This window comes from Streptomyces sp. NPDC057743 (assembly GCF_042798755.1).
GTDB lineage: Bacteria > Actinomycetota > Actinomycetes > Streptomycetales > Streptomycetaceae > Streptomyces.
In genome coordinates, this window is record NZ_JBHVJX010000028.1 from 1 (window position 1) to 22,411 (window position 22,411).

Consider the following 22,411-nt stretch of genomic DNA (forward strand, 5'->3'; position numbering starts at 1 on the left):
GTTGTCGGACTGCTTCGCTTTACGTCCGACAACCGCGCCCCTCCGCCCCCGCCCCCTCCCGTACGTTGTGGGGCCCCGCCCCGGTGGGGGTGAAGGCCCCGGCCCCTTCCGTACGTTGCGGACCCCTTCCCCAGGGGGGGAAAGGGAAAGAAGGGCCGCGGCTTTTCCGTACGTTGCGGGTTCCCGTCCCGGGGGGGGGGCAGCCAGTGCGAGAGGGGGATCAACTTCCTTGAAGGGCTTGGCGTAGTTCGGGGTTGGCGGGGAGGATGCCGCCGTCTACGGGGAGGGTGATGCCGGTGACCCAGGAGGCGTCGGGGGAGGCGAGGTAGGCGACGGCGGCGGCGATGTCGTCGGGGCGGCCGACCCGGCCCAGGGGGTAGACGGCGGCGGCGCGGGCCAACTTCTCTTCGCGGCCGGCCCAGTTGGGGGTGTCGATGGTGCCGGGGGCGATGAGGTTGACGCGGACGCCGCGGGGTGCCGCGTGGCCGGAGAGGGTGCGGGTCAGGCTGGCCAGGCCGGCCTTGGCGGCGCTGTAGGCGTGGTTGCCGAAGTCCTGGATGCCGTTCACCGAACCGATGTTGACGATCGAGCCGCGGCCTTCGGCGGCCGCCAGGTGCGGCAGCGCGGCCCGGGCGCAGCGCATCGCGCCGGTCAGGGTCAGGTCGAGGTCGGCGGCCCATGCGTCGTCCGGGGTGTCCTCGAAGAGCGGGGCGTCGGGGTGGCAGCCGAAGGCGTTGTTGACCAGGGTGTCCAGCCCCCCGAACCGCTCCACGACGTACCCGACGGCCGCCTCCACGGACCCCCGGTCCCCGACGTCACAGACCCGCCCCTCGGCCACACCACCGTCCGCCGAGATGCCCTGCGCGACCCGCTCGGCCCGCCCCTCGTCGACGTCGGTCACCAACACCCGCGCCCCCTCCCGAGCCACCCGCCGAGCCGTAGCCTCCCCAATCCCCCGCCCGGCTCCCGTAACCAACACCCGATATCCCTCAAGTCGCCTCATGGGCATCTACCTACCCATCCCCGGAGACCCGAGCCGAGTTGCCGAGCTCTTCCCCCGATCCCCATCGGGACAGCAACCCGCAACGTACGGGAGGGGCCACGAGCCTCCTTCCCCCCTCGCCCCCACCGGGACGGGAACCCGCAACACACGCAAGGGACCGGGGCCTTCATCCCCTTCACCCCCACCGGGACGGGAACCCGCAACGTACGGGAGGGGGCGGGGGCGGAGGGGCGGGGGGGTTTGGGGCAAAAACAATCAAGGGCGCAACACCCCCCCCCCGGCCCCGCCACCCCACACAACGAGGGCACCCCCGGAGGGGAAGGGCCCCGCCACCCCACACAACAGCGGGCATCCCCGGAGGGGAAGGGCCCCGCCACCACAACGAACCCAGGGGCCCCGCCCCAAAACCCCAACTCCCCGCCGAAGGCGGGGAAGAGAACCCCCACGGCGGGAGAGCCAACAACGTGGGAAGAGTTCGGCCGGCCTAGCCGGCCGTCAGCGCGCGCACCAACGCCTGCGCCCGCGGGTCGGCGGTCACATTCCGCTGCATCCCGTTCGTCACGTAGCCGAAGGCGACCCCGCTCTCCGGGTCGGCGAAGGCGAGCGCACCGCCGCGGCCGGGGTGGCCGAACGAGCCGGGGCCGAGCAGCGGGGACGCCGGGCCGTGCAGCATGAAGCCCAGGCCGAAGCGGGTGTTGACCAACAGCGTGCGGTCCAGGCCGGCGGACTCCTCGGTGCGCGCGAGGGTCAGCGTCGCCGGCGCGAAGAGCCGCGGATGGCCGTCGACCGGCCCGATCAGCGCGGCGTACGCGCGGGCCAGGGCGGGCGCCGTGGCGATGCCCGCGGAGGCGGGCAGCTCCGCCGCCCGGTACGCGTCGGAGTTCTCGTCGGGCGCCGGGGCTATCGCGCCGAAGGCGCGGCTGGTCAGGGAGTTGGGATCGGCGTACGCGTCGGAGACCGCCTTCTTGGGGCGGACCTGCAGGCCGGCGGCGGCCGGGCGGGGCGGTGCCTCGACGGGGGCAAGGCGGCCGACCCGGGGGCGGGCCGCCTCGGGGAGGCCGATCCACAGGTCGAGGCCGAGCGGCCCGGCTATCTCGTCGGCGACCCAGGCGCCGAGGGTGCGGCCGGTGACCCGCAGCACCAGTTCGCCCAGCAGCCAGCTGTAGGTCTGGGCGTGGTAGCCGTGGTCGGTGCCCGGCGTCCAGGCGGGGGCCTGCGCGGCGAGGGCGGCCGGGCCGCTGATGCCGTCGATGGCCTGGGCGGGGGTGAGCGGGGTGTCCAGGACCGGCAGGCCGGCGCGGTGCGCAAGGAGGTGGCGGACCAGGACCCGGTCCTTGCCGGCGGCCTTGAACTCGGGCCAGTACGTGCCGACCGGGGCGTCCAGGTCGAGTTGGCCGCGCTGGTGCAGCAGCAGCGGGACGGTGGCGGCGATGCCCTTGGTGGCGGAGCGGACGATCTGGGCGGTGCCGGGCTCCCAGCGGGCGGCCCGGGGGTCGTCGGGGTCGGCGTCGCCGTCCTTGGTGCCGGCCCAGAGGTCGACGACCTTGCGGCCGTCCCGGTAAACGGTGACGGCCGCGCCGCGCTCGCCGCGCTCGGCGAAGTTCGCTGCGAAGGCGTCCCGGACCGGCTCGAAGCCGTCCTCGACCGTGCCCTGGACGTCCACCACTGTTCCCGCTTCCCGTTCTTCCGCTGCTTAAGGTGACCCATCAATGGTGCAACGTCGGGATCCATGCTCATGACCAGGGGCACTGCCAGGGCCACGGGCCGTGGCGTTCCTCACACGTGGGCCCGGACGGGCCCAAACGCCCGCGGATCCGGCCCGGCAACGCCCTCGACCGTTGTGCCCCCGCGCCCTCGTCCGGGACGCCCCCGCACCCGGCGCCCGCGCACGGCCCGCACCATTGCCCGGGGGCGGCCGCGAACCCGCCCGGTGGCCCAAGTGGCGCTGGCCGAACTGCCGGGCCGTTTCCCGGACTTCGCGGGGGACGCGGCCGCCGGCGCCTTCGAGCCGGGCGCCGCCGCGCGGCGGTCCGCGTCGCTGCCGTCCTTCCCGGGCCGGCGGTGACCGGTTTCGGCCACGGGTGACGCGGGGTGCGCGCGGCACAGTGGCCGAACGGGCCGAGTTGCCGCCCGCTCCCGGCGCCGAAACCATGGGGGACGTGAGCGATGCACCCGAGGCCGGCGTCCCGCGTGGCCGGCTGCGCCGCGTTCCGACCGGGCCGGGCCGCCCGCCCGGTTCGTATCTGCGCTTCCCGCACCTCCACGGCGACCTGCTGTGTTTCGCCGCGGAGGACGACCTGTGGCTGGCGCCGATCGCACCCGAGGGCGAGGAGCCCGGCCGGGCCTGGCGGCTGACCGTGGACCGGACCCGGGTCGGTCACCCGCGGTTCTCCCCCGACGGCTCGCAGCTCGCCTTCACCAGCTGGCGCAGCCTGGACCCGGAGGTCCATCTGGTGCCGGTGGCCGGCGGGCCGGCGCGGCGGCTGACGTACTGGGGCAGCACCGACGCCCGGGTCTGCGGCTGGACGCCGCCGGACGGCGAGGGCCAGGCGCAGATCCTCGCGGTCTCCTCGCACGGCCAGCCGTTCTCGTACTACTCGTGGGCGTACTGCCTGCCGACCGAGGGCGGCCCCGGTGGCCAGCTCCCCTGGGGGCCGGTCGCCGACATCGCGCTGGCCGATCTCGACGGGGAGCGCCGCACGCTGCTGCTGACCGGCAAGCCGCCGCACGAGCCGGCGTCCTGGAAGCGCTACCGGGGCGGGGCGACCGGCCGGATGTGGCTGCACGGCACCCGGCTGCTGCCGGACCTGCACGGGCATCTGGACTCGGTGATGTTCGCCGACGGCCGGATCGCCTTCCTCTCCGACCACGAGGGCGTCGGCAACGTCTACTCCTGCCTCCCGGACGGCACCGACCTGCGCCGGCACACCGACCACCCGGACTTCTACGCCCGGCACGCCTCGACCGACGGGTCGCGGATCGTGTACCAGTGCGCCGGCGACCTGTGGCTGATCGACGACCTGTCCCGGGGCGCGGTGCCGCGGAAGCTGGCGGTGCGGCTGGGCGGGCCTCGGGCCGGCCGCCGCACGTACCAGGTGCCGACCGCCTCGCACGTCACCGGCCTGGCGGTGGACGCCACCGGGCGGGCCAGCGCGGTCGGGGTGCGCGGCAGCCTGTACTGGCTCACCCACCGCGACGGCCCGGCCCGGACGATCCACGACGTCCCGGGCGTGCGGGTGCGGCTGCCGGTGATGCTGGGCGCGACCGGCCGGATCGCGTATGTGACGGACGCCGAGGGCGACGACGCCGTCGAGGTCGCCGATCTGCCGCGGGCCAGCGGTCCGGGCACCCCGCGCCGGCTGGCGGCCGGGGCGCTGGGCCGGGTTCACGAGCTGGCCTCCGCGCCGGACGGGGCGCGGCTGGCGGTGGCCACGCACGACGGGCGGCTGCTGCTGGTGGACGTCGGGGACCCGGCGGAGGAGATCGAGGGCGGCGCGGCGGGCGGGTCGCCCGCGGTGGTCACCGAGCTGACCCGCTCCGGCAACGGCCCGGTCCGCGACCTGGCGTTCTCCCCCGACTCCCGCTGGCTGACCTGGTCGCACCCGGGCATCGGCCGGACGCTGCGGCGGATCAGCATGGCCCGGCTGTCCGACGGGCACGTCGTGGACGTCACCAACGGCCGCTTCGAGGACGAGCAGCCGGTGTTCACGAGGGACGGCCGCTATCTCGCCTTCCTGTCGTGGCGGGGCTTCGACCCGGTCTATGACGTGCACACCGGCGACCTGTCGTTCCCGTTGGGCTGCCGCCCCTACCTCGTCCCGCTGTCGTCGGCGACGCCGTCCCCGTTCGCGCTGTCCCCGGAGGGGCGGCCGGCGGCCGGCGGGCTGGACCCGGACGAGAACCCGGTGCCGAGCGGCGAGGGCCCGGTGCTGGTGGAGGTGGAGGGGCTGGCTAACCGGGTCACGCCGTTCCCGGTGGCGGCGTCCAAGTACTCCTCGCTGCGGCCGGTCGCCGGTGGCGGGCTGGTGTGGCTGCGCTGGCCGATCTCCGGCGCGCTGGGCGAGACCTTCGCCAACCCGGCCGACACCTCCGGTCGCCCCACCCTGGAGCACTTCGACCTGACGAAGGCGCGGCGCACCGAACTGACCAGCTCCCTGGACGGGTTCGCGCTCAGCGGCGACGGCACCCGGCTGGTCGTCAACGACGAGGGCGAGCTGCGCGCGGTGCCGGCGAACGAGCCGGCGGACGGCGACACCACGGTCCATCTGGACCTGCGGCGGATTCTGCACGACGTGCATCCGGGGGCGGAGTGGCGGCAGGCGTTCGACGAGGCGGGCCGGATCGTCCGGGCGTACTTCTGGGACCCGAAGCTGTGCGGGATCGACTGGGAGGACGTGCTGGCGCAGTACCGGCCGCTGCTCGAACGGGTCGCCAGCCCCGACGAGTTCGCCGATCTGCTGCGCGAGGTACTGGGCGAGCTGGGCACCTCGCACGCCTATGTCGCCGGCTCCCGGCGCAACGAGGGGCCGCCGCACTACCAGCGCCCGATCGGCCTGTTGGGCGCCAACTTCACCTGCCGGGACGGGCGTTGGGTGGTCAAGCGGATCCTGCCCGGCGAGTCCTCGGACTCCAAGGCCCGCTCGCCGCTGGCCGGCACCGGCATCCGGGAGGGCAGCGCGCTCACCCATGTCGACGGGCGGCCGGTGGACCCGGTGGCCGGCCCGTTCCCGCTGCTGGGCGCGGCCGGCGGCACCACCGTCGAGCTGACCTTCGCGCCGCCGGAGACGGACGGGAACGGCAACGGGCACGCCCGCCGGGTCGCGGTGGTCCCGCTGATCGACGAGCGGCCGCTGCGCTACCAGGACTGGGTGGCCAAACGGCGGGCGGTGGTGCGGGAGTTGAGCGACGGCCGGTGCGGCTACCTGCACATCCCGGACATGGGCGGCTCGGGGTGGGCGCAGTTCAACCGCGACCTGCGGCGGGAGATGGCGATGCCGGCGCTGATCGTGGACGTCCGCGGCAACGCCGGCGGCAACATCTCCGAGCTGGTCATCGAGAAGCTGACCCGCACGATCATGGGCTGGGACCTGACCCGGGACGCCGAGCCGGTGTCGTACACCAGCAACGCGCCGCGCGGCCCGGTCGTCGCGGTGGCCGACGAAATGACCTCCTCCGACGGCGACATGATCACCGCGGCGTTCAAGCTCCAGGGCATCGGCCCGGTGGTCGGCACCCGGACCTGGGGCGGAGTGGTCGGCATGACCGGCCGGCACCGGCTCGCGGACGGCACCACGATCACCGTCCCGATGAACGCCGCATGGTTCCGCCTCTACGGCTGGGGCGTGGAGAACCACGGCGTGGAGGTCGACATCGAGGCGCTGCGCTCCCCGCTGCACTGGGCGGAGGGCCGGCACCCCACCCTGGGCGTCGCGGTGCGCACCGCACTGGAGTTGCTGGACCGCCACCCCGCGGCCAACCCGCCGGACCTGTCGGACGTCCCGGACCGCCGGCGGCCCCCGCTCCCGCCGCGCGCCGACGGGTGACGCCGCAACGGGACTGCGCCGCCCACCAGTTGTGGGGGTGGCAGGGTGGCAGTTGGTATACCGAACACTTGGTATACCGAACACGTCGAAGAGGCGCACCCGGTGCTCCGGATGCGCCTCTTCTTGACGACGAACGACCCTCGTTGAAGGACGTCAAACGCCCGTCAGTACGGCGGGCGTTGGCGCCTCAGCTCTCGAAGCTGTCCTCGACGTCGTCCAGCATCTGCTGGCCGCGCTCGCGGGACTGCTGGCCGCGCTCCTGCGCCTGCCGGCCACGCTCCTGACCCTGCTGCCGGCCGCGCTCGGCGCCCTGCTGACCCTGCTGGGCCCGCCGCTTGGCCTCGTCCTTGAGCTGCTGCGCCTTGTCCTTGAACTGGTCTTCGATGCCCATGCTGTTCACTCCTGTGGGGGTGTTGGGGATCGGGCCCGATAAGCGTGACACGAACCGATATTGGTCGCATTTCGATCACAATCGGGCACTTTCCGTGAGCGGCCCGGGCCCGCGCGGGGCGGCCACCGGGCCCGCACCCCCGGCGCGTTACCCGCTCAGCCGGGCCTTCTCGTCCGCTTCGCCGCCCGCGCCGACCAGTCCGGGGCGGAACCCGTCGAGCCGGTCGCCGAACCGCCGCATCTCGCGCTGCCCCACCGTCCCGATGAGCGAGGGGAGATGGCCGCGCACCGCCTGCATCCCGCGCAGCCACCACTGCCCGTAGACGTGCGCGGAGCGGCGCTCGATGCCGTCGGCTATCCGGTCCACGGCCGGGCCCAGCGGGTAGGTCTTGTTGGACGGCCAGGGCAGTCGGGCCCTCAACTCCCGCATGACGTCCTCCTGGTCGGCGCCGCGCACCATGTCGGTGTCGGTCCAGCTCAGATAGCCGACCCCGACCCGGACACCCTGGTGGCCGACCTCGGCGCGCAGGCTGTGCGCGAACGCCTCCACGCCCGACTTGGAGGCGCAGTAGGCGCTCATCATCGGCGCCGGCGTGAGCGCGGCGAGCGAGGCGATCTGGAGGTAGTAGCCGCGGGACTCCCGCAACACCGGCAGGAACGCCCGCGCGGTGACCGCGCTGCCGATCAGGTTGACCTCGATGACCCGCTTCCAGGCCACCGGGTCGGAGTCCACGAACGGACCGCCGGTCGCCACCCCGGCGTTGGCGACCACCACATCGACCTTCCCGAAGCGGAGCTTGACCTCCTTGGCGATCCGGGACAGCGCCTCGTGGTCGGTGACGTCGGCGTACCAGTGGTGCGCCGGGCCGTGCAACGAGGCGGCGACCTCGCGCAGTTCGTCGGGCTCCAGGCCGACCAGCGCCAGGGTCGCCCCGCGCGCCGACAGCTTCCGCGCCAGCAACGCCCCGACGCCGCGCGCCGCGCCGGTGACGACCACGACCTGCCCGTCCAGCTTGCTCCCGTTCACGCCGCCTCCTCCTTCTTCTTCTGGTCCTGCTGGTCCTGCTGGCTCTTCTGCCGCTGCGGGGTGGGTCGTTGGCTCTCGGGGGCGGGGGCCGTGGCCAGGTGGTCGCGGACCAGCTCCCGCAGCCGGCCGGCGACCGTGTCCGGGTCCTCGACGGGGGTCATGTGGCCGAGCCCGGGCAACGCGGTCAGCCCCGCGCACTGCGGGAGGACCGAGGCCAGCCGTCGGGCGTGCACGAACGGGGTGAGCCGGTCCGCGGTACCCGCCAGGACCGCGGTCGGCAGCTCCAACCGGGAGACGCCGCGGGTGAGTTGGAGCCCGTAGAGCACATGCCCCCAGCGGGCGCGGACCCGCGGCGGGCAGGCGTGCACCATCCGGGCGCACGCCTCGATCTGCTCGGCGCTGGCCCCGGCGCCCAGCGTGACGTACCGCAGGGCAGCCTTGGCGACCGGGGTGATCGGGCCGAGCGGGGCGCCGGAGCCCAACAGCAGCCGGTGCGCCAGGCGTCGGCCGCCGGGGGTGGGCAGTGGGAACACCCGGCACTCGGCGGGCAGATCGGCGCAGCCGGTGCTGCACAGCAGGGCGGCCGCGGCCCGGGCGCGCAGCTCCGGCCGCTCGGCGGCGGCCATGATCGTCATCCCGCCCATGGAGTGCCCGCCGACGACGGCCCGTTCGCCGGGCTCCAGGGCCTGCTCCAGGACGGCGACCAGGTCGTCGGCGAGGTGCCGGGTGCCGTAGCCGGCGGGCGGGACGGCCGGGCTGCGGCCGTGGCCCCGCTGGTCGTAGAGCACCACCTTGTGGGCGTCGGACAGTTCCCGGACTACCGGCGCCCAGAAGGCGGTTGAGCAGGTCCAGCCGTGCGCCAGGACGATGGCCGGGGCGCCCTGTGGGCCGTGCACCTCGGCGTGCAGCCGGGAGCCGTCGGCGGAGGTGACCTCCAGGGTCCGGCGGGGGACGGGCGGGGCGTAGCGGCCGCGGGTGGCGTGTGCCGGGCGGGTCATGCCGCCACCTCCTCGGTCTGCGCGGTGGTGCGGGCGGCGGCCGGGGCCGGTGGGCCGTCCGGTCGGCTGCGCGGGGGCCGGATCACCTCGTACTCGGCGAGGTCCACCTGCCGGGTCTCCCGCCGGAACTCGGCGGTGGTGCCCGGCCAGGCGGTGGTGTTGCGCCCGTTGGCGTCCAGGTACCAGCTGTCGCAGCCGCCGGTGTTCCACACCGTGCGCGCCATCCGCTGCTGGATGGTGCGGGTCCACGCGTCGACGGCGGACTGCCGGGCGTCCAGGGCGATCCGGTCGCCGAGGAGGTCGAGTTGGCGCAGGTAGTCGACGAGGTAGTTCAGCTGCGACTCGATCATCAGGATCATCGAGCTGTTCCCGAGGCCGGTGTTGGGCCCGATGATGGTGAGGAAGTTGGGGAAGCCGGCCGCGCTGCTGCCGCGCAGCGCCTCCATGCCGTCCTTCCACGCCTCGGCGAGGGTGGTGCCGCGGGCCCCGATGACCCGCTCGGCGATCGGCATGTCGGTGACGTGGAAGCCGGTCCCGAAGACGATCGCGTCCGCCTCGGCCTCGCTGCCGTCCGACGCGACCAGGACGTTGCCGCGGATCTCGCGCAGCCCGGAGGTGACCACGTCGACGTTGGGCTCGGCCAGCGCCGGGTACCAGGTGTTGGACAGCAGGATCCGCTTGCAGCCGATGCGGTAGCTGGGCGTCAGCCGGGCCCGCAGCGCCGGGTCCTTGATCGCCTTGTGCATATGGGACTTCGCCAGCCGCTCGACGATCCCCAGCTCACCGGGCCGCTTGGTGAACGCGCTGACCTGCAACTCCCTGATGCCCCAGAGCAGTTGACGACGGAGCTGACGGGTGGCGGGCACCCGGGTGTGCAGCCACCGCTCCACCGAGCTGATCGGCCGGTCGGCGCGCGGCATCACCCACGGCGGGGTCCGTTGAAACACCGTCAGCCGCCCGACCCGCGGCTGGATCGCCGGCACGATCTGGATGGCGGAGGCGCCGGTGCCGACCATCGCGACCCGCTTGCCCCGCAGGTCGTAGTCGTGGTCCCAGCGCGCGGAGTGGAAGACCTTGCCGGGGAAGTCCGCCAGCCCCGGGATGTCGGGGATCTGCGGGTCGGAGAGCGGCCCGGTGGCCGACACCACCACATCGGCGGTGTACGCCCCCTGGGCGGTGTCGATCTCCCACCACAACTCCGTTTCGTTCCAGCGCAGTTGGCGCACCTCGGCGCTGAAGCGCAGATGCGGCCGCAGCCCGAAGGTGTCCGTCACCCGCTCCAAGTAGGCACGGATGTGCGGCTGTCCGCTGAAGTTGCGCGGCCACTGCGGATTGGGCGCGAACGAGAACGAGTACAGGTGCGAGGGCACGTCGCAGGCGCACCCCGGATAGCTGTTGTCGCGCCAGGTACCGCCCACCGAGTCCGCCCGCTCCAGGACCACGAAGTCGGTGATCCCCGCGCGTCGTAGCCGCACCGCGGCCCCTAGGCCACCGAATCCCGAACCGATCACCGCCACCCGCACATGCCGCCGCCCGTCGTCGGCCATGCCGCCACCTCCCGTGTCGACGCTCCACCGTCCCCCAACCGCGCCAGCAATCACTGGCACGATTGGCACGGTTGGAGCGTAGGGCAGTCCCGTACCGAGCGGTAGGGGGCAGGCGGCAGGAAGTTACCTCCGGTCACCCCCAACCCCCGGCGGCTCCGGCCCACATAGGCTGGGCCCGTGGCAGACCAGGCGGCAGGACCTCCCCCCGAGCACGCACACCCCCATGCCCGCGAGGACGACATACCTCCCGATGAGCCCCAAACGACCCCGAAGCAACGCGAGTTCCGCACGGCCGACCTGGCCAGGGAGGCCGGCATCACCGTCCGCACGCTGCGCTTCTACCGCGAGCGCAAGCTGCTGCCGCCGCCCCGCCGGGAGGGCCGGATCGCCTGGTACGGCGAGCACCACCTGGCCCGGCTGCGCACCATCACCGCCCTGTTGGAGCGCGGCCACACCCTGGGCGGGATCGCCGAGCTCTTCACCGCCTTCGAGACCGGCCGGGACGTCGGCGAACTCCTGGGCCTGCCCAGCCCGTTGCTGACCCCCTGGTCCGAGGAGACGCCGGTCCGCCTCGCCCCGGAGGAGCTGGCCGACCACTTCAGCGGCGAGGTCACCGCGGAGAACCTCAGCGCCTCACTGGCGATCGGCTATCTGGCCGTGGACGGCGACGAGTTCGTGCACATCAGCCGCCGCCTGCTGGACGCCTCCACCAGCCTGGTCGCCCAGGGCATCCCGCTCGGCGCCGTCCTGGAGGCCGGCCGCAAGGTCCGCGCGCACGCCGACGCGCTCGCCGACGTCTTCACCACCCTCATCCGCACCCACGTCGTCACCACCCTGAAGGACCTCCCGCAGGCCACCGAGACGGTCGAGAACCTCCGCCCGCTCGCCAAGGGCGTCGTCGAGGCCGAGGTCTCCATGGCGATGGATCGCCGCATCCGCGCGGAACTGGAGAGCCTCCTGGGCGGCGCGAAGGCCGACGCCCAGGGGGACGCACCCCACGAGGGCGCCCCTCAAGGGGACGCGCCCCACAACGAGCAACCGCCCGGGCGGGATTGACCCCACCCGGGCGGCACCCGGAAGACCCGGCGCGCTAGGTCCTGTCGTCAAACTCCCGTCGTTCGCCCGGAGGGCGGGCCGGGCGGTGGTCGGTGCGTGCTCTCGGTGTGCCGGGCGGCGGCCCCTGTACGGGACGTACTGGGGTCGTCGCCCGGTGCGGCGAGAGTGCGTGCCGGGCGCCGAACGGCAGGCGGGAGTTTGACGACAGGGCCTAGGGCCCGTCCGACCCCGGCCCGCCGGATAGGCCCTACGCCCCGTACACCACCGTCACCGGCGCATGATCGCTCCACCGCTGGTCATAGCTCTCCGCCCGCTCCACATACGCCTTGACGGCGCGACCGGCCAACCCCGGCGTGCACATGTGGTAGTCGATGCGCCATCCCGCGTCGTTGTCGAAAGCCCGCCCGCGGTAGGACCACCACGAGTACGGCCCCTCGACCCCCGGGTGCAGCGCCCGGACGGCGTCCACATAGCCGCCCTCGGCCGCGTCCAGCACGGTGGACAGCCAGGCCCGCTCCTCCGGCAGGAAGCCGGACTTCTTCTGGTTGGCCTTCCAGTTCTTCAGGTCGGCCTCCTGGTGCGCGATGTTCCAGTCGCCGCAGACGACCACCTCGCGGCCGTCCGCCGCCGCCCGCTCGCGCAGCCCGACGAGGTAGGGCAGGAACTCACCCATGAAGCGTTCCTTCTCGTCCTGCCGCTCGGTGCCGACCTCGCCGGAGGGCAGGTAGAGGCTGGCCACCGTCACCCCGGGCAGATCGACCTCGACGTACCGCCCGCTGTCGTCGAACTCCGCCGACCCGAAGCCGATCCGCACCCGCTCCGGCTCCCGCCGGGTGTAGAGCGAGACCCCGGCCCGGCCCTTGGCGGCGGCCGGGGCGTGCACCACATGCCAGCCCTCCGGCTCCCGCACCTCGGCCGGGAGCTGGGCGGTCTCGGCCCGCACCTCCTGGAGGCACAGCACATCGGCGTCGGTCCCGGCCAGCCACGGCAGGAAGCCCTTCTTGGCCGCGGCCCGCAGCCCATTCACGTTCACAGTGGTCACGGTCAGCATCCCGGCACCCTAACCCGCCGGCCGACGACCCGACGGCCCGTCCCCGCCGGCCCCCGGGCCCGTGGCCAGGGCCGCGGCCGACCGTCCCGCCGCGCCGTCCGCGGCGAGCGCGAACCAGACGCGTTTCCAGCCGGCGGGGGCGGTGGGGGCGATGTGGTCAACGGGGTCAGTGGGTTCGGCGGGCCACCCGACGCCCCACCCCGCCGCCAACGCGTCGACCAGGCGCAGCCCGCGCCCCGTCTCGTCCTCGCCGTCCGCGGCGCGCATCTCCGGGCGCCGCGCAGGACCGGCGTCCCACACGGCCACGACCACCCGCCCCGGCCCGACGACCACATCGAGGTGGATCACGCGGGTGTCGGTGTGCGCATGGGCGTTGGTGACCAGCTCCGAAACCAGGAGCCGCGCCACCTCGGAGGCGCCCTCATGGCCGAGGAGAACCAGCAGGTTCGCGACCATTTCCCGGGCGACTCTGGGCGCGGTGGCGGTACTGGGAACGCTGAAGCGGTACGACTCTCGAACGGGGCGGTGCGCCGGCGGGGCGGACCTTTCGTCAACCGTGGTCATGGTTGCCTCCTCACGGGAACGTGAGCGTCGCGGCCGCCGCCCGTGGCTCCGACCATCCCCCGACAGGACCCAACGGGCCTGCCTGTGGCTGCACTTCGGGTTTTCCCGGCCGGCTGCGCGCCGTCGCCAGGACCGTAGGGCACAACAATGGGACGTCGCAACATTGTGACGTCCGTACCAACCTTTCGAGTGGACCCGTGACACCGTGGGGCGGCACACTTCTACGCACACGACAGGGAGGGGTCCATGCCGCCGAGGAGCTACCCAACAGCCCGTCAGAAGCGGCTGGGCGCCGAACTGCGGAAGTTGCGCGAGCGCGCCGGCATGTCCGGGACCGAAGCCGCGGCCTTCCTCGGCGGCGAACGCGCCCAGATCAGCCACATCGAGAGCGCCCGTTACGGCGTCAGCGCCGAGCGCGTCCGCCGCCTCGCCGCGCACTACTCCGCCACCGACAAGCACCTCGTCGACGCACTCGCCGACATGGCGGAGGAGCGCGGCAAAGGCTGGTGGGAGGACTATCGCGGAATACTGTCGCCCGGTTTCCTCGACGTGGCCGAGCTTGAGCACCACGCCCAGTACATCCGCGCCATTCAGATGCTGTACATCCCCGGGATCTTCCAAACCGAGGACTACGCCCGCGAGTTGATTCGCGGCGGCGTCACCGAGCTTCCAGCCAGCGAAGTGAACACCCGCGCCGAACACCGAATCCGGCGGCGCAAAATCTTCGACCGGCCGACCCCGACTCCGTTCGATGCGTTCGTCCACGAAGCGGCGCTGCGCATGCGGTACTGCACGGTCGACACCATGCGGGCGCAGCTCGAATTCCTCGCCGACGTCTCGCACTGGCCGTCGGTGACGATTCGCGTCATCCCGTTCACCGCCCAGGTGACCAGCTCGGTCCACTCGATGATGTACGCCGGAGCGCAGATCCCGGCACTCGACACCGTCCAGCTGGACAGCGCGTTCGACAGCGGATTCCTGGATGCCGAAGCCCAACTCTCCAGGTATCGGGCCCTACTTGATTCGGTCGACTCGATCTCGCTGAACGTGAGCGAGTCGAGAAAATACATCCAACGCATCGCACAGGAAATGTGAGTCAACCGGCATGACCGACGCAATCAACTGGCAGAAGTCGTCCTTCTCCGGGCCGGACGACAACCAAAGCTGCCTCGAACTGGCCCCGGTCGACGGCGAGATCAAGATGCGCGAGAGCGACGACCCGGACGTCATCGTCACGACATCCGTGGCGAAGCTGCGGGCGTTCGTCTTGGGCGTCAAGGCCGGGGAGTTCGACCACCTGATCGCCTGACACCCCACGGCTCCACGGCCCCCCAGCTCCACGAGCGGGGGGCCTTCGCCATGCCGAGGCCCAACTTAGGGACGTCACACTGTTGCGACGCTGCACTGCGTGGCGCTACCGTCGCAGTACGTCGCGGCCGGGCTCGACCGGCGACGGGTACCGCCTCGCGCGCGACTCAACTCCCTTGTTCTGTCTGCCTGTTGATTCCTTAAGGCCCTTCGGGAGAACACCATGCCCCACCCACCCCCACCCCCCTGGCCAACGCCCCCCGCACCGCGCCCCGGCTGCCCCGGGTGCGCCGAGCTCGCGCAACAGCGCGTCGACGCCTACCAGCGCGGCGACTTGAGCGCCGTCACGGACGCCAACGTCCTCCTCCGTCACCACCTGCGGGAACGCCACCCCTGACCACCCGCCCCCACCGCGGCGGCGACCGCCCCCACCGCACCCTCCCCGGCGGGACGCCGTGCGCGTCCCGGCGGCCGGTCCCACGCTTCCCCGCACCCCCGGGAATTCCGTACGCTTCCAGGAATGGAGAGACGCCTTCCGGGACTGGAGATACGCCCCGTCCGCTACGACCACCCCGACGCGGCCCGCCTCGACGAAGAGGTGCAGCGGGAGTACGCCCGGCGCTACGGCGGGGAGGGGGACGTGACGCCGCTGGCCCCGGAGATGTTCCTGCCGCCGCTCGGCCTGTATCTGATCGCCTACGAGGACGGCCGGCCGCTGGCCACCGGCGGCTGGCGGGTCCAGGACGACACCGCAGAGGGGTACGCCCCGGGCGACGCCGAGATCAAGCGGATGTTCGTGGTCCCGGGGGCCCGCGGCCGCGGACTGGCCCGGCACATCCTGGCCGCCCTCGAAGACGACGCCCGGGCCGCCGGCCGCCTCCGGATGGTGCTGGAGACCGGCACCAAGCAGCCCGAGGCGCTCGCCCTCTACGCCTCCAGCGGCTACACCCTGGTCGAGAAGTTCGGCTACTACCGGACCTACGAGGACAGCCGCTGCATGGCAAAACCGCTGGTCACGGCCGAGTAGCGACCCGGCGGCCACCCCTTTCCCCGCCCGGCGGGACACCCGCGCTTTGACAGGCCCCTGACCGCTCCCCATACTCATTCCACTAATGAACTAGTTAAAGGGGGGATCTCGCATGCACGACCCGAGCCCGGGCCCCTGGGCGATCGAGGCCGACAACGTGGGCAAGCGGTACCGCCGCCGCTGGGCACTGCAGGAGTGCTCCTTCCGGCTCCCGACCGGCCGGGTGGCCGCCATGGTCGGCCCCAACGGCGCCGGCAAGAGCACCTTCCTCGGCCTCGCCGCCCGCCTGCTCCAGCCGACCACCGGCACCCTGCGGCTCGGCGGTGTCCCGGTCACCGACCCGACCGTGCTGACCCGCGTCGCCTACCTCGCCCAGGACAAGCCGCTCTACCCGCGCTTCACGGTCGCCGACACGCTCCGGCTCGGCCGCGAGCTCAACCCGACCTGGGACCAGGCGCTCGCCGAACGCCTCGTCCGCTCCGGCAACATCCCGCTCAGCGCCAAGGTCGGCTCGCTCTCCGGCGGCCAGCGCACCCGCGTCGCCTTCGCGCTCGCCTTCGGCAAGCGCCCCGCGCTGCTGCTGCTCGACGAGCCGATGTCCGACCTGGACCCGCTGGCCCGCGACGAGCTGTCCGGCCTGCTGATGGCCGAGGCCGCCGAGCACGGCACCACCGTCCTGATGTCCTCCCACCTGCTGACCGAGGTGGAGGAGATGTGCGACTACCTCCTCGTCATGGCCGACGGCCGCCTGCGGATGGCCGGCCCGACCGAGGAACTGGTGCCCGCGCACGCCCTGGTGACCGGTCTGGCCGCCGACGGCCGGGTGCCCAAGGAGCTGACCGACCGGCACACCCTCGTCGACGCCCGCGTCAACGGGCGGCAGTTCAGCGCGCTGCTCCGCCCGACCGGTCCGCTCGCCACCACGCCGGCGACCACCGAGGGCACCGGCTGGGACGTCGTGACGCCGAGCCTGGAGGAGATCCTGCTGGCCTGCATGCGCGCCCCGGACGCCCCCACCCTGATCGTGGACGACGCCGAGAACGCCGAGAAGGAGGCCGCGGCATGACCACCGCCACCACGCACCTTGAGACCGCCGCGTCCCCGAGCGCCTCCACCGGCCCGCTGCGCGGCGTCCTTTGGCTGGTCTGGCGCCGGCACCGCGCCGCGCTGCTCACCGGCATCCTGGTCACCCTCGCCGCCTGCGCGCTCTTCTCGTACCAGCGGATCGGGCTGATGGACTTCCTCGGCGGCCAGCAGGCCACCCGGGAAGCCCTCAACGAGGACTTCCAGCACAGCTACGGCTCGATGTTCAACGGCGACCTCCAGTTCCTCCAGCTCATTCCGGTGGCCGTCGCCGTCTTCCTGGGCGCCCCGCTGATCTCCTCCGAACTGGAGCGCGGCACCCTCCAGTTGGTGACCACCCAGTCCGTCAGCCGCGGCCGCTGGCTCGCCGCCACCCTGGCGCTGCCGCTGACGGTCGTGACCGCGTGCACCGTTCTCCTGGCGACGGTCTTCCAGTGGCTCTGGTCGCCCGCCCACTCCCTGGTCGTCGGGGGCGACTGGCTGCGCAGCGGCCCGTTCGAGGTCACCGGCCCGATGCTGGCCGCCGAGACCCTCTTCCTCACCGCCTGCGGCATCGCGCTGGGCAAGCTGATCAAGCGGACGGTGCCGGCGATGCTGGCGACCGCTGTCACCGCCGTGGTGCTGGGCGTGGTCTGGGGCGAGAAGCTGATGCCGAAGCTGGGCACGCTGCGCAGCGTCACCTACCCCGTCAACGGCAACGCCCCCTCCCTGCCGGACGACGCGATCAACATGGACGACTGGGTGGCCACCGCCGACGGCCGGCTCTTCGGCTTCGGCACCTGCGTCAACGACGCCCACCCCGACGCCTGTCGGGCCGACAAGGGCATCGTCAACCACGTCACCCAGTACCTGACCTTCGACCAGATGCCCGGCATGCAGTGGCTCGGCGCGGCGATCCTGCTGGCGCTGACCGCGGCGGTGCTGGCGTTCGTGGTGTGGCGGGCCCGCCGGCGGCCGCTCTGAACGGGCGGGCGGGCCACCGCGGCGGGCGCTTTGACAGCCGCCGCGGGCGGCCCGATCATCAAGCGGTCGACGGGCGCGGCGCCGGCGAACGAGCCGGCCGCGCCGCACCGTGCACGGAGGAAGGAAGGGGGTGAGCGCCGTCGAGTTCCGGATCGACCGCCGCAGCGGCGTCGCCACCTACCTCCAGATCGTCCAGCAGGTCCAACAGGCGCTGCGGCTGGGCATCTTGGTGGAGGGCGACCGGCTGCCCACGGCTGCGCAGGTCGCCGCCACGACCAAGGTCAACCCCAACACCACGCTCAAGGCGTACCGCGAGCTGGAGCGCGAGGGCCTGGTCGAGCCGCGGCCGGGCCTGGGCACCTTCGTCAGCCGCACCCTGGCCCGCCCGGACTCGGCCGCGGACGCCGTGCTGCGCGAGGAGTTGCGCACCTGGATGGACCGCGCCCGCGCCGAGGGCCTGGACCGCGAGGACGTGCGGGCGCTGCTGAACTCCGTTCTGGAGGACCGCTTCCCGTAAGGCGTGAGCCCCGGCCGTTCTCCTACGGGACGGACCAGCCCTCCCGTAGGAGAACGGCCCCGCCCTCACACCCCGCCGCCGCTCTCCCCGCTCCCGTCCCCGTCGGGGCACCGCGCCCCCCGCAGATCAACGGTGGCCTGCGCGCCGCCCCCGGGCGGATTGGCGAAGGCCAGCCCGGCGCCGAGCACCCGGGCCTGGCCGGCCGCGATGGTCAGCCCGAGCCCCAGCCCCGTCCCGCCCCGGCCGCCGCCGGTGCGGAACCGCTGCGGTCCGTGCGTGAGCAGCGACTCCGGGAAGCCCGGCCCGGTGTCCCGGACCCGTATCACCCCGTCGTCGACCTCGACGGTCACCGGCGCCGCCCCGTGCCGCCGGGCATTGCTGATCAGATTGACCAGAATCCGCTCGACCCGCCGCGGATCGGTCTCCACCAGCCCGTCGGCCAGCACCCGCACCCGAATCCCGCCGTTCGCCCCCGCCCGGGCCGCGCCGGAGCCCGCGCCCGCGGAGGCCGCGCCCCCGGACCCACCGCCCTGGCCGGCCGCCGCCGCGACCGCCCGGTGCGCCAGCTCGCCCAGCGGCCGCACCTCCCGGTCCGCCTCCTCGGTACGGGCGTCCAGCCGCGCCACCTCCAGCACGTCCTCCATCAACCCGCGCACCCGCTCGGCCCGGTCCCGGACCATCTCGGCGGGCCGGGACGGCGGCAGCAGCCCGGCCGCGGTGACCAGCCCGGCGACCGGCGTGCGCAGCTCGTGGGCGATGTTCGCGGTGACGTCGCGCTCGGCCCGCAGCCGCCCGGAGAGCGCCTCGGCCATGGTGTTCACCGCCGCGGTGAGCTGCGCGATCTCGTCGTTGCCGGTGCGCGGCAGGCGCGCGCCCAGGTCACCCTCGGCGATCCGCTGGGCCGTCGCCGCGGAGGCGGTCAGCCGCCGCCCGAGCCGGTGCGCGACCAGCAGCCCGACCACACAGCCCAGCGCGGTCCCGGCCGCCCCGGCCCCCCACAGCATCCGGTCCAGCGCCTCGATCGTCTGCTGCTCCCGGTCGTAGGGGCGCTTGAGCGCGACGACGTCCGGGCCCAGCTTGGTGGCCGCCCACAGGTACGGCGTCCGGCCGCTGAGGTCCAGGTAGACGCCCCGCCGGCCGCCCTCGGCCAGCGCCTTCAGCGGGCGCGGCAGGTCAGGGGGGTTGATCAGCCCCCGCCCGGTGTCGATCCCGGCGGCCCGGTCCTGGGCGGTGGTCTGCAACCGGCCGTCGAGGGTGTGCCCGGCCAGGTCCAGCTGCGCGTTGACGGTGTGGTGGTGGACGAGCACGCCGACGAGGACCGCGACCACCGCCGCAGTGGCGGAGATCGCGATGCCGATCTTGGCGCGCAGCCCCATCCGTTCCCTTCTTCCGTTCCTCTCGGCCCCCGGCGCGTCCCCGCGCCCGCGGCCTCCCGAACGCCGCGCTACTCGACGTCGGGCAGGTGCAGGCTCACCCGTCCCAGCTCGGCGGCCTTCTCACCGTGGAGCTCGGGCGCGACCACCCCGGCGCTGGAGTAGTACGCGACCCCCGGCAGCCGCTGGAGGCCGCTCAGCGTCACCTTGACCCGGTACGGCTCGCGGACGCACTGCGGGGCGCACCAGTTCCCGCTCAGCCCGCCGGAGGCCACCGCGGTCGGGCCGCCCCAGGACTCCCAGCGCAGCCCGGTCAGGCGCGCGGAGTCCCCCAGCGGGAGCGCGCCCGGGCGCTGCAACGGGCGCCCCAGCGTGTCCGCCACATAGACCGGCCCGGTCCGCGCGGACGGCGCGACCGCCGGCCCCTCGTCCCGCAGCAGCGGCCGGGGCCCGCCGCACCCCGCGAGCGCGGCGGTGAGCAGCCCCGTGAGCAGCACGGCGCCGGCGGCCTTGGCGGTAACGGTCGCTGGTCTCACGGATCCCTCGGGCGGACGGACGGGCTGGGGCTGCGCACCAGGTGCACCCTGCGTGCACAGGGACGTACCGCCGTGCGCACACAAGAGCGAATACCTGTTTCCCGACAAATGTAACGGCGCTCCCCTCGAACCGACGCTCCCATCGTCTCCTCCGCCCCAACCCTCCCCCTACTCCTCCCTTGACCCTCACGCAACGTCAGGCCGCACCCTTGATCGACACCGCGCCGCGACCGGCCGCCGACGGCCGCGCGGCGCCCCACCCGCATCCGAAAGGCGCTCCCATGGGATACCCGGTAGGCCAGGTCTCCGCCGTCGCCGGGGTCACCGTCCGCACCCTGCACCACTACGACCGCACCGGCCTGCTCCGCCCCAGCGACCGCAGCCCGGCCGGCTACCGCCTCTACAGCGACGCCGACCTCGCCCGGCTCCAGCAGATCCTCTTCTACCGGGAGCTCGGCTTCCCGCTCGACGAGATCGCCACGATCCTGGCGGACCCCGAGGCCAACGCCCTCGACCAGCTCCGCGCCCGGCACCGCCGGCTCACCGAGGAGATCGCCCGGCTCCGACGCCTGGTCGAGGTCGCCGAGCAGGCCATGGAGGTCCAGCAGACCGGCGTCCGGCTCACCCCACAGGAGCGCTTCGAGGTCTTCGGCGAGATCGCCTTCGACCTGACCTACGCCACCGAGGCCGAGCGCAAGTGGCGGGACAGCGAGGGCTACCGGACCTCGATGGCCCGGGCCGCGACCCACTCCAAGGCCGACTGGGCGCGGATCATGGCCGAGGCCGCCGACTGGCGCGCCCGCCTGCTCGCCGCCTACGACGCCGGCGCACCGGCCGACGGCGAACGGGCGATGGACCTCGCCGAGGAGCACCGCCAGCACCTGACCCGCTGGTTCACCCCCTGCCCCACCGACATGCACGGCCGGATCGCCGACGACTTCGCCGCCGACCCGCGCGCCTTCGCCCTGCTCGTCCCGCCCACCGAACAACGCCCGGGCCTCGCCCCGTACTTGCGCACCGCGGTGCACGCCAACGCCGTCCGCCAATCGCCCCCCGACCCCACCGCGCCCTGACCGGAGGCCCACCATGAACATCCTGCTCACCGCCGCCGGTTCGCTCGGCGACATCGCCCCGTACACCGGCCTCGGCGCCCGCCTGCGCACCGCCGGCCACGAGGTCACCGTCGCCACCCACGACACCTACGCCCCACTCGTCCGCGCCGCCGGCCTCACCTTCCGCCCCCTCCCCGCCGACCCGCGCGCCACCGCCCCCGCGGACGCCGCCACCACCGGCACCCCCACCACCCGCCGCGCCCTGCTCCGCCGCGCCGCCACCTTCATCGAACAACTCGGCGCCAGCATGGCCGACGCCACCACCCCCGACACCGATCTCCTCCTCCTGTCCACCACCACCGCCCCGCTTGGCTGGCACCTCGCCGAGGCCCTGGACATCCCGTCCGTCGGCGCCTACCTCCAACCCACCGCGCCCACCCGCGCGTTCGCCCCCGCCGTCGGCGGCGCCCGCTCGCTCGGCGGCTGGGGCAACCGCGCCGCCGGCCACCTCTCCCTCCGCATCGTCGACCGCCTCTACACCGACGCCGTCCGCGCCCTCCGCACCCGCCTGGACCTGCCGCCCACCACCCCGCGCGCGGCCCGCCGCCGCACCGAGGCCGCCAACTGGCCGGTGCTGCACGGCTTCAGCGAACTCCTCGTCCCCCGCCCCACCGACTGGCGCCCCGGCCTGACCCTCACCGGCCACTGGTGGCCCCACCTCGCCCCCGACGCCCAACTCCCCGCCGAACTCGAAGACTTCCTCACCTCCGGCCCACCCCCAGTCGCCATCGGCTTCGGCTCCATGACCACCCCCGACACCGAACGCCTTGGCACCCTCGCCGTCCGCGCCCTCCGCCGCGCCAACACCCGCGGCATCCTCCTCTCCGGCACCACCGGCCTCGCCTCCCCCTCCCCCTCCCCCTCCGACGACATCCTCACCCTCACCACCCCCGTCCCCCACGCCCTCCTCTTCCCCCGCCTCGCCGCCGCCGTCCACCACTGCGGCGCCGGCACCGCCGCCGCGGCCCTCCGCGCCGGCATCCCCTCCGTCCCCGTCCCCTTCACCGGCGACCAGCCCTTCTGGGCCGCCCGCCTCGCCGCCCTCGGCGCCGCCACCCCCGCGCTCCCCTTCACCACCCTCACCAAACTCCCCCTCGACGACGCCGTCACCCGCCTCGCCACCGCCCTCACCCAGGCCACCACCACCCCGGCCCTACGCACCCGAGCCCAGTCCGCCGCCCACCACCTGGCCACCGAAGACGGCCCCACCACCGCCCTCCACACCCTCACCCACCACCTCACCCCCTAACCTCACCCCCCCAACACCCCACCCACACAAAAGCCCCCACCGGTCTCCCGACGGGGGCTTCCCT

General features: G+C 73.8%; 22 protein-coding genes. 12 read left to right on the top strand and 10 right to left on the bottom strand.

Features of this window, described 5'->3' with window-relative positions; translation table 11 throughout:
- Positions 1-220 precede the first annotated feature (220 nt).
- Both ACFVFQ_RS27725 and ACFVFQ_RS27730 read right to left on the bottom strand, forming a co-directional pair.
- Positions 221-1,003: an SDR family NAD(P)-dependent oxidoreductase gene (locus ACFVFQ_RS27725; RefSeq protein ID WP_383420820.1), complete on the bottom strand. Its 783-nt coding sequence runs from the start codon at positions 1,001-1,003 to the stop codon at positions 221-223.
- A 484-nt stretch (positions 1,004-1,487) separates the two neighbouring features.
- The gene (locus tag ACFVFQ_RS27730; RefSeq protein ID WP_383420821.1) at positions 1,488-2,669 is read right to left on the bottom strand and encodes a serine hydrolase domain-containing protein; all 1,182 of its coding nucleotides are present in this window, start codon (positions 2,667-2,669) and stop codon (positions 1,488-1,490) included.
- Between the two features lie 273 nt (positions 2,670-2,942).
- Between ACFVFQ_RS27730 and ACFVFQ_RS27735 the strand changes: the two genes are divergently transcribed.
- A complete protein-coding gene (locus tag ACFVFQ_RS27735) occupies positions 2,943-3,068 on the top strand; it encodes a hypothetical protein (protein WP_383420822.1) in 126 nt (41 codons plus the stop codon).
- Positions 3,069-3,201: 133 nt separating this feature from the next.
- A complete protein-coding gene (locus ACFVFQ_RS27740) occupies positions 3,202-6,546 on the top strand; it encodes a S41 family peptidase (RefSeq protein ID WP_383421002.1) in 3,345 nt (1,114 codons plus the stop codon).
- Between the two features lie 187 nt (positions 6,547-6,733).
- Here ACFVFQ_RS27740 and ACFVFQ_RS27745 read toward each other — a convergent pair whose 3' ends face one another.
- From ACFVFQ_RS27745 to ACFVFQ_RS27760, 4 genes are all read right to left on the bottom strand, one after another.
- On the bottom strand, positions 6,734-6,937 hold the full coding sequence (locus tag ACFVFQ_RS27745) for a hypothetical protein (protein ID WP_383420824.1): 204 nt from the start codon (positions 6,935-6,937) through the stop codon (positions 6,734-6,736).
- 147 nt (positions 6,938-7,084) lie between these two features.
- Positions 7,085-7,963, bottom strand: coding sequence for an SDR family oxidoreductase (locus ACFVFQ_RS27750; RefSeq protein ID WP_383420826.1), 879 nt, complete (start codon positions 7,961-7,963; stop codon positions 7,085-7,087).
- A complete protein-coding gene (locus tag ACFVFQ_RS27755) occupies positions 7,960-8,961 on the bottom strand; it encodes an alpha/beta fold hydrolase (protein ID WP_383420828.1) in 1,002 nt (333 codons plus the stop codon). The genes ACFVFQ_RS27750 and ACFVFQ_RS27755 overlap by 4 nt, the downstream gene beginning before the upstream one ends.
- Positions 8,958-10,508, bottom strand: a complete 1,551-nt coding sequence (locus tag ACFVFQ_RS27760) for a flavin-containing monooxygenase (RefSeq protein ID WP_383420830.1) — start codon at positions 10,506-10,508, stop codon at positions 8,958-8,960. The genes ACFVFQ_RS27755 and ACFVFQ_RS27760 overlap by 4 nt, the downstream gene beginning before the upstream one ends.
- A gap of 240 nt (positions 10,509-10,748) precedes the next feature.
- Between ACFVFQ_RS27760 and ACFVFQ_RS27765 the strand changes: the two genes are divergently transcribed.
- Positions 10,749-11,564, top strand: coding sequence for a MerR family transcriptional regulator (locus ACFVFQ_RS27765; RefSeq protein WP_383421005.1), 816 nt, complete (start codon positions 10,749-10,751; stop codon positions 11,562-11,564).
- 247 nt (positions 11,565-11,811) lie between these two features.
- On the opposite strand, the gene ACFVFQ_RS27770 is transcribed toward ACFVFQ_RS27765, so the two are convergent.
- Positions 11,812-12,615: an exodeoxyribonuclease III gene (locus ACFVFQ_RS27770; protein WP_383420832.1), complete on the bottom strand. Its 804-nt coding sequence runs from the start codon at positions 12,613-12,615 to the stop codon at positions 11,812-11,814.
- 9 nt (positions 12,616-12,624) lie between these two features.
- Positions 12,625-13,179 carry an ATP-binding protein gene (locus ACFVFQ_RS27775; protein ID WP_383420834.1) on the bottom strand — a complete coding sequence of 185 codons (555 nt, stop codon included), beginning with the start codon at positions 13,177-13,179 and terminating at the stop codon, positions 12,625-12,627.
- 246 nt (positions 13,180-13,425) lie between these two features.
- Here ACFVFQ_RS27775 and ACFVFQ_RS27780 point away from each other — a divergent pair, with 246 nt between their 5' ends.
- The 7 genes from ACFVFQ_RS27780 to ACFVFQ_RS27810 all read left to right on the top strand — a co-directional run bounded on the left by ACFVFQ_RS27780 (position 13,426) and on the right by ACFVFQ_RS27810 (position 18,077).
- The gene (locus tag ACFVFQ_RS27780; RefSeq protein WP_383420836.1) at positions 13,426-14,274 is read left to right on the top strand and encodes a helix-turn-helix domain-containing protein; all 849 of its coding nucleotides are present in this window, start codon (positions 13,426-13,428) and stop codon (positions 14,272-14,274) included.
- A 10-nt stretch (positions 14,275-14,284) separates the two neighbouring features.
- Positions 14,285-14,488, top strand: a complete 204-nt coding sequence (locus ACFVFQ_RS27785) for a DUF397 domain-containing protein (protein WP_383420838.1) — start codon at positions 14,285-14,287, stop codon at positions 14,486-14,488.
- Positions 14,489-14,710: 222 nt separating this feature from the next.
- On the top strand, positions 14,711-14,884 hold the full coding sequence (locus ACFVFQ_RS27790) for a hypothetical protein (RefSeq protein WP_383420840.1): 174 nt from the start codon (positions 14,711-14,713) through the stop codon (positions 14,882-14,884).
- A 144-nt stretch (positions 14,885-15,028) separates the two neighbouring features.
- Positions 15,029-15,514, top strand: coding sequence for a GNAT family N-acetyltransferase (locus tag ACFVFQ_RS27795; RefSeq protein WP_383421008.1), 486 nt, complete (start codon positions 15,029-15,031; stop codon positions 15,512-15,514).
- Between the two features lie 112 nt (positions 15,515-15,626).
- Positions 15,627-16,580 carry an ABC transporter ATP-binding protein gene (locus ACFVFQ_RS27800; protein ID WP_383420842.1) on the top strand — a complete coding sequence of 318 codons (954 nt, stop codon included), beginning with the start codon at positions 15,627-15,629 and terminating at the stop codon, positions 16,578-16,580.
- Entirely contained in the window at positions 16,577-17,560 is a 984-nt protein-coding gene (locus ACFVFQ_RS27805) for an ABC transporter permease subunit (RefSeq protein WP_383420844.1), read from the top strand. The genes ACFVFQ_RS27800 and ACFVFQ_RS27805 overlap by 4 nt, the downstream gene beginning before the upstream one ends.
- 130 nt (positions 17,561-17,690) lie before the next feature.
- Positions 17,691-18,077, top strand: a complete 387-nt coding sequence (locus ACFVFQ_RS27810) for a GntR family transcriptional regulator (RefSeq protein ID WP_383420846.1) — start codon at positions 17,691-17,693, stop codon at positions 18,075-18,077.
- 65 nt (positions 18,078-18,142) lie between these two features.
- Here the strand turns inward: ACFVFQ_RS27810 and ACFVFQ_RS27815 are convergent, their stop codons facing one another.
- A complete protein-coding gene (locus ACFVFQ_RS27815; protein WP_383420848.1) occupies positions 18,143-19,453 on the bottom strand; it encodes an ATP-binding protein in 1,311 nt (436 codons plus the stop codon).
- Positions 19,454-19,521: 68 nt separating this feature from the next.
- On the bottom strand, positions 19,522-19,986 hold the full coding sequence (locus ACFVFQ_RS27820) for a hypothetical protein (RefSeq protein ID WP_383420850.1): 465 nt from the start codon (positions 19,984-19,986) through the stop codon (positions 19,522-19,524).
- A gap of 281 nt (positions 19,987-20,267) precedes the next feature.
- Here ACFVFQ_RS27820 and ACFVFQ_RS27825 point away from each other — a divergent pair, with 281 nt between their 5' ends.
- A complete protein-coding gene (locus tag ACFVFQ_RS27825; RefSeq protein WP_383420852.1) occupies positions 20,268-21,059 on the top strand; it encodes a MerR family transcriptional regulator in 792 nt (263 codons plus the stop codon).
- Positions 21,060-21,072: 13 nt separating this feature from the next.
- On the top strand, positions 21,073-22,347 hold the full coding sequence (locus ACFVFQ_RS27830) for a glycosyltransferase (RefSeq protein ID WP_383420854.1): 1,275 nt from the start codon (positions 21,073-21,075) through the stop codon (positions 22,345-22,347).
- Positions 22,348-22,411 lie beyond the last annotated feature (64 nt).

Bases quoted from the DNA above. Each gene is read 5' to 3' on its own strand.
- ACFVFQ_RS27725 (WP_383420820.1), bottom strand. From the start codon at position 1,003: ATGAGGCGACTTGAGGGATATCGGGTGTTGGTTACGGGAGCCGGGCGG.
- ACFVFQ_RS27745 (WP_383420824.1), bottom strand. From the start codon at position 6,937: ATGGGCATCGAAGACCAGTTCAAGGACAAGGCGCAGCAGCTCAAGGAC.
- ACFVFQ_RS27755 (WP_383420828.1), bottom strand. From the start codon at position 8,961: ATGACCCGCCCGGCACACGCCACCCGCGGCCGCTACGCCCCGCCCGTC.
- ACFVFQ_RS27760 (WP_383420830.1), bottom strand. From the start codon at position 10,508: ATGGCCGACGACGGGCGGCGGCATGTGCGGGTGGCGGTGATCGGTTCG.
- ACFVFQ_RS27770 (WP_383420832.1), bottom strand. From the start codon at position 12,615: ATGCTGACCGTGACCACTGTGAACGTGAATGGGCTGCGGGCCGCGGCC.
- ACFVFQ_RS27775 (WP_383420834.1), bottom strand. From the start codon at position 13,179: ATGACCACGGTTGACGAAAGGTCCGCCCCGCCGGCGCACCGCCCCGTT.
- ACFVFQ_RS27780 (WP_383420836.1), top strand. From the start codon at position 13,426: ATGCCGCCGAGGAGCTACCCAACAGCCCGTCAGAAGCGGCTGGGCGCC.
- ACFVFQ_RS27785 (WP_383420838.1), top strand. From the start codon at position 14,285: ATGACCGACGCAATCAACTGGCAGAAGTCGTCCTTCTCCGGGCCGGAC.
- ACFVFQ_RS27790 (WP_383420840.1), top strand. From the start codon at position 14,711: ATGCCCCACCCACCCCCACCCCCCTGGCCAACGCCCCCCGCACCGCGC.
- ACFVFQ_RS27800 (WP_383420842.1), top strand. From the start codon at position 15,627: ATGCACGACCCGAGCCCGGGCCCCTGGGCGATCGAGGCCGACAACGTG.
- ACFVFQ_RS27805 (WP_383420844.1), top strand. From the start codon at position 16,577: ATGACCACCGCCACCACGCACCTTGAGACCGCCGCGTCCCCGAGCGCC.
- ACFVFQ_RS27815 (WP_383420848.1), bottom strand. From the start codon at position 19,453: ATGGGGCTGCGCGCCAAGATCGGCATCGCGATCTCCGCCACTGCGGCG.
- ACFVFQ_RS27825 (WP_383420852.1), top strand. From the start codon at position 20,268: ATGGGATACCCGGTAGGCCAGGTCTCCGCCGTCGCCGGGGTCACCGTC.
- ACFVFQ_RS27830 (WP_383420854.1), top strand. From the start codon at position 21,073: ATGAACATCCTGCTCACCGCCGCCGGTTCGCTCGGCGACATCGCCCCG.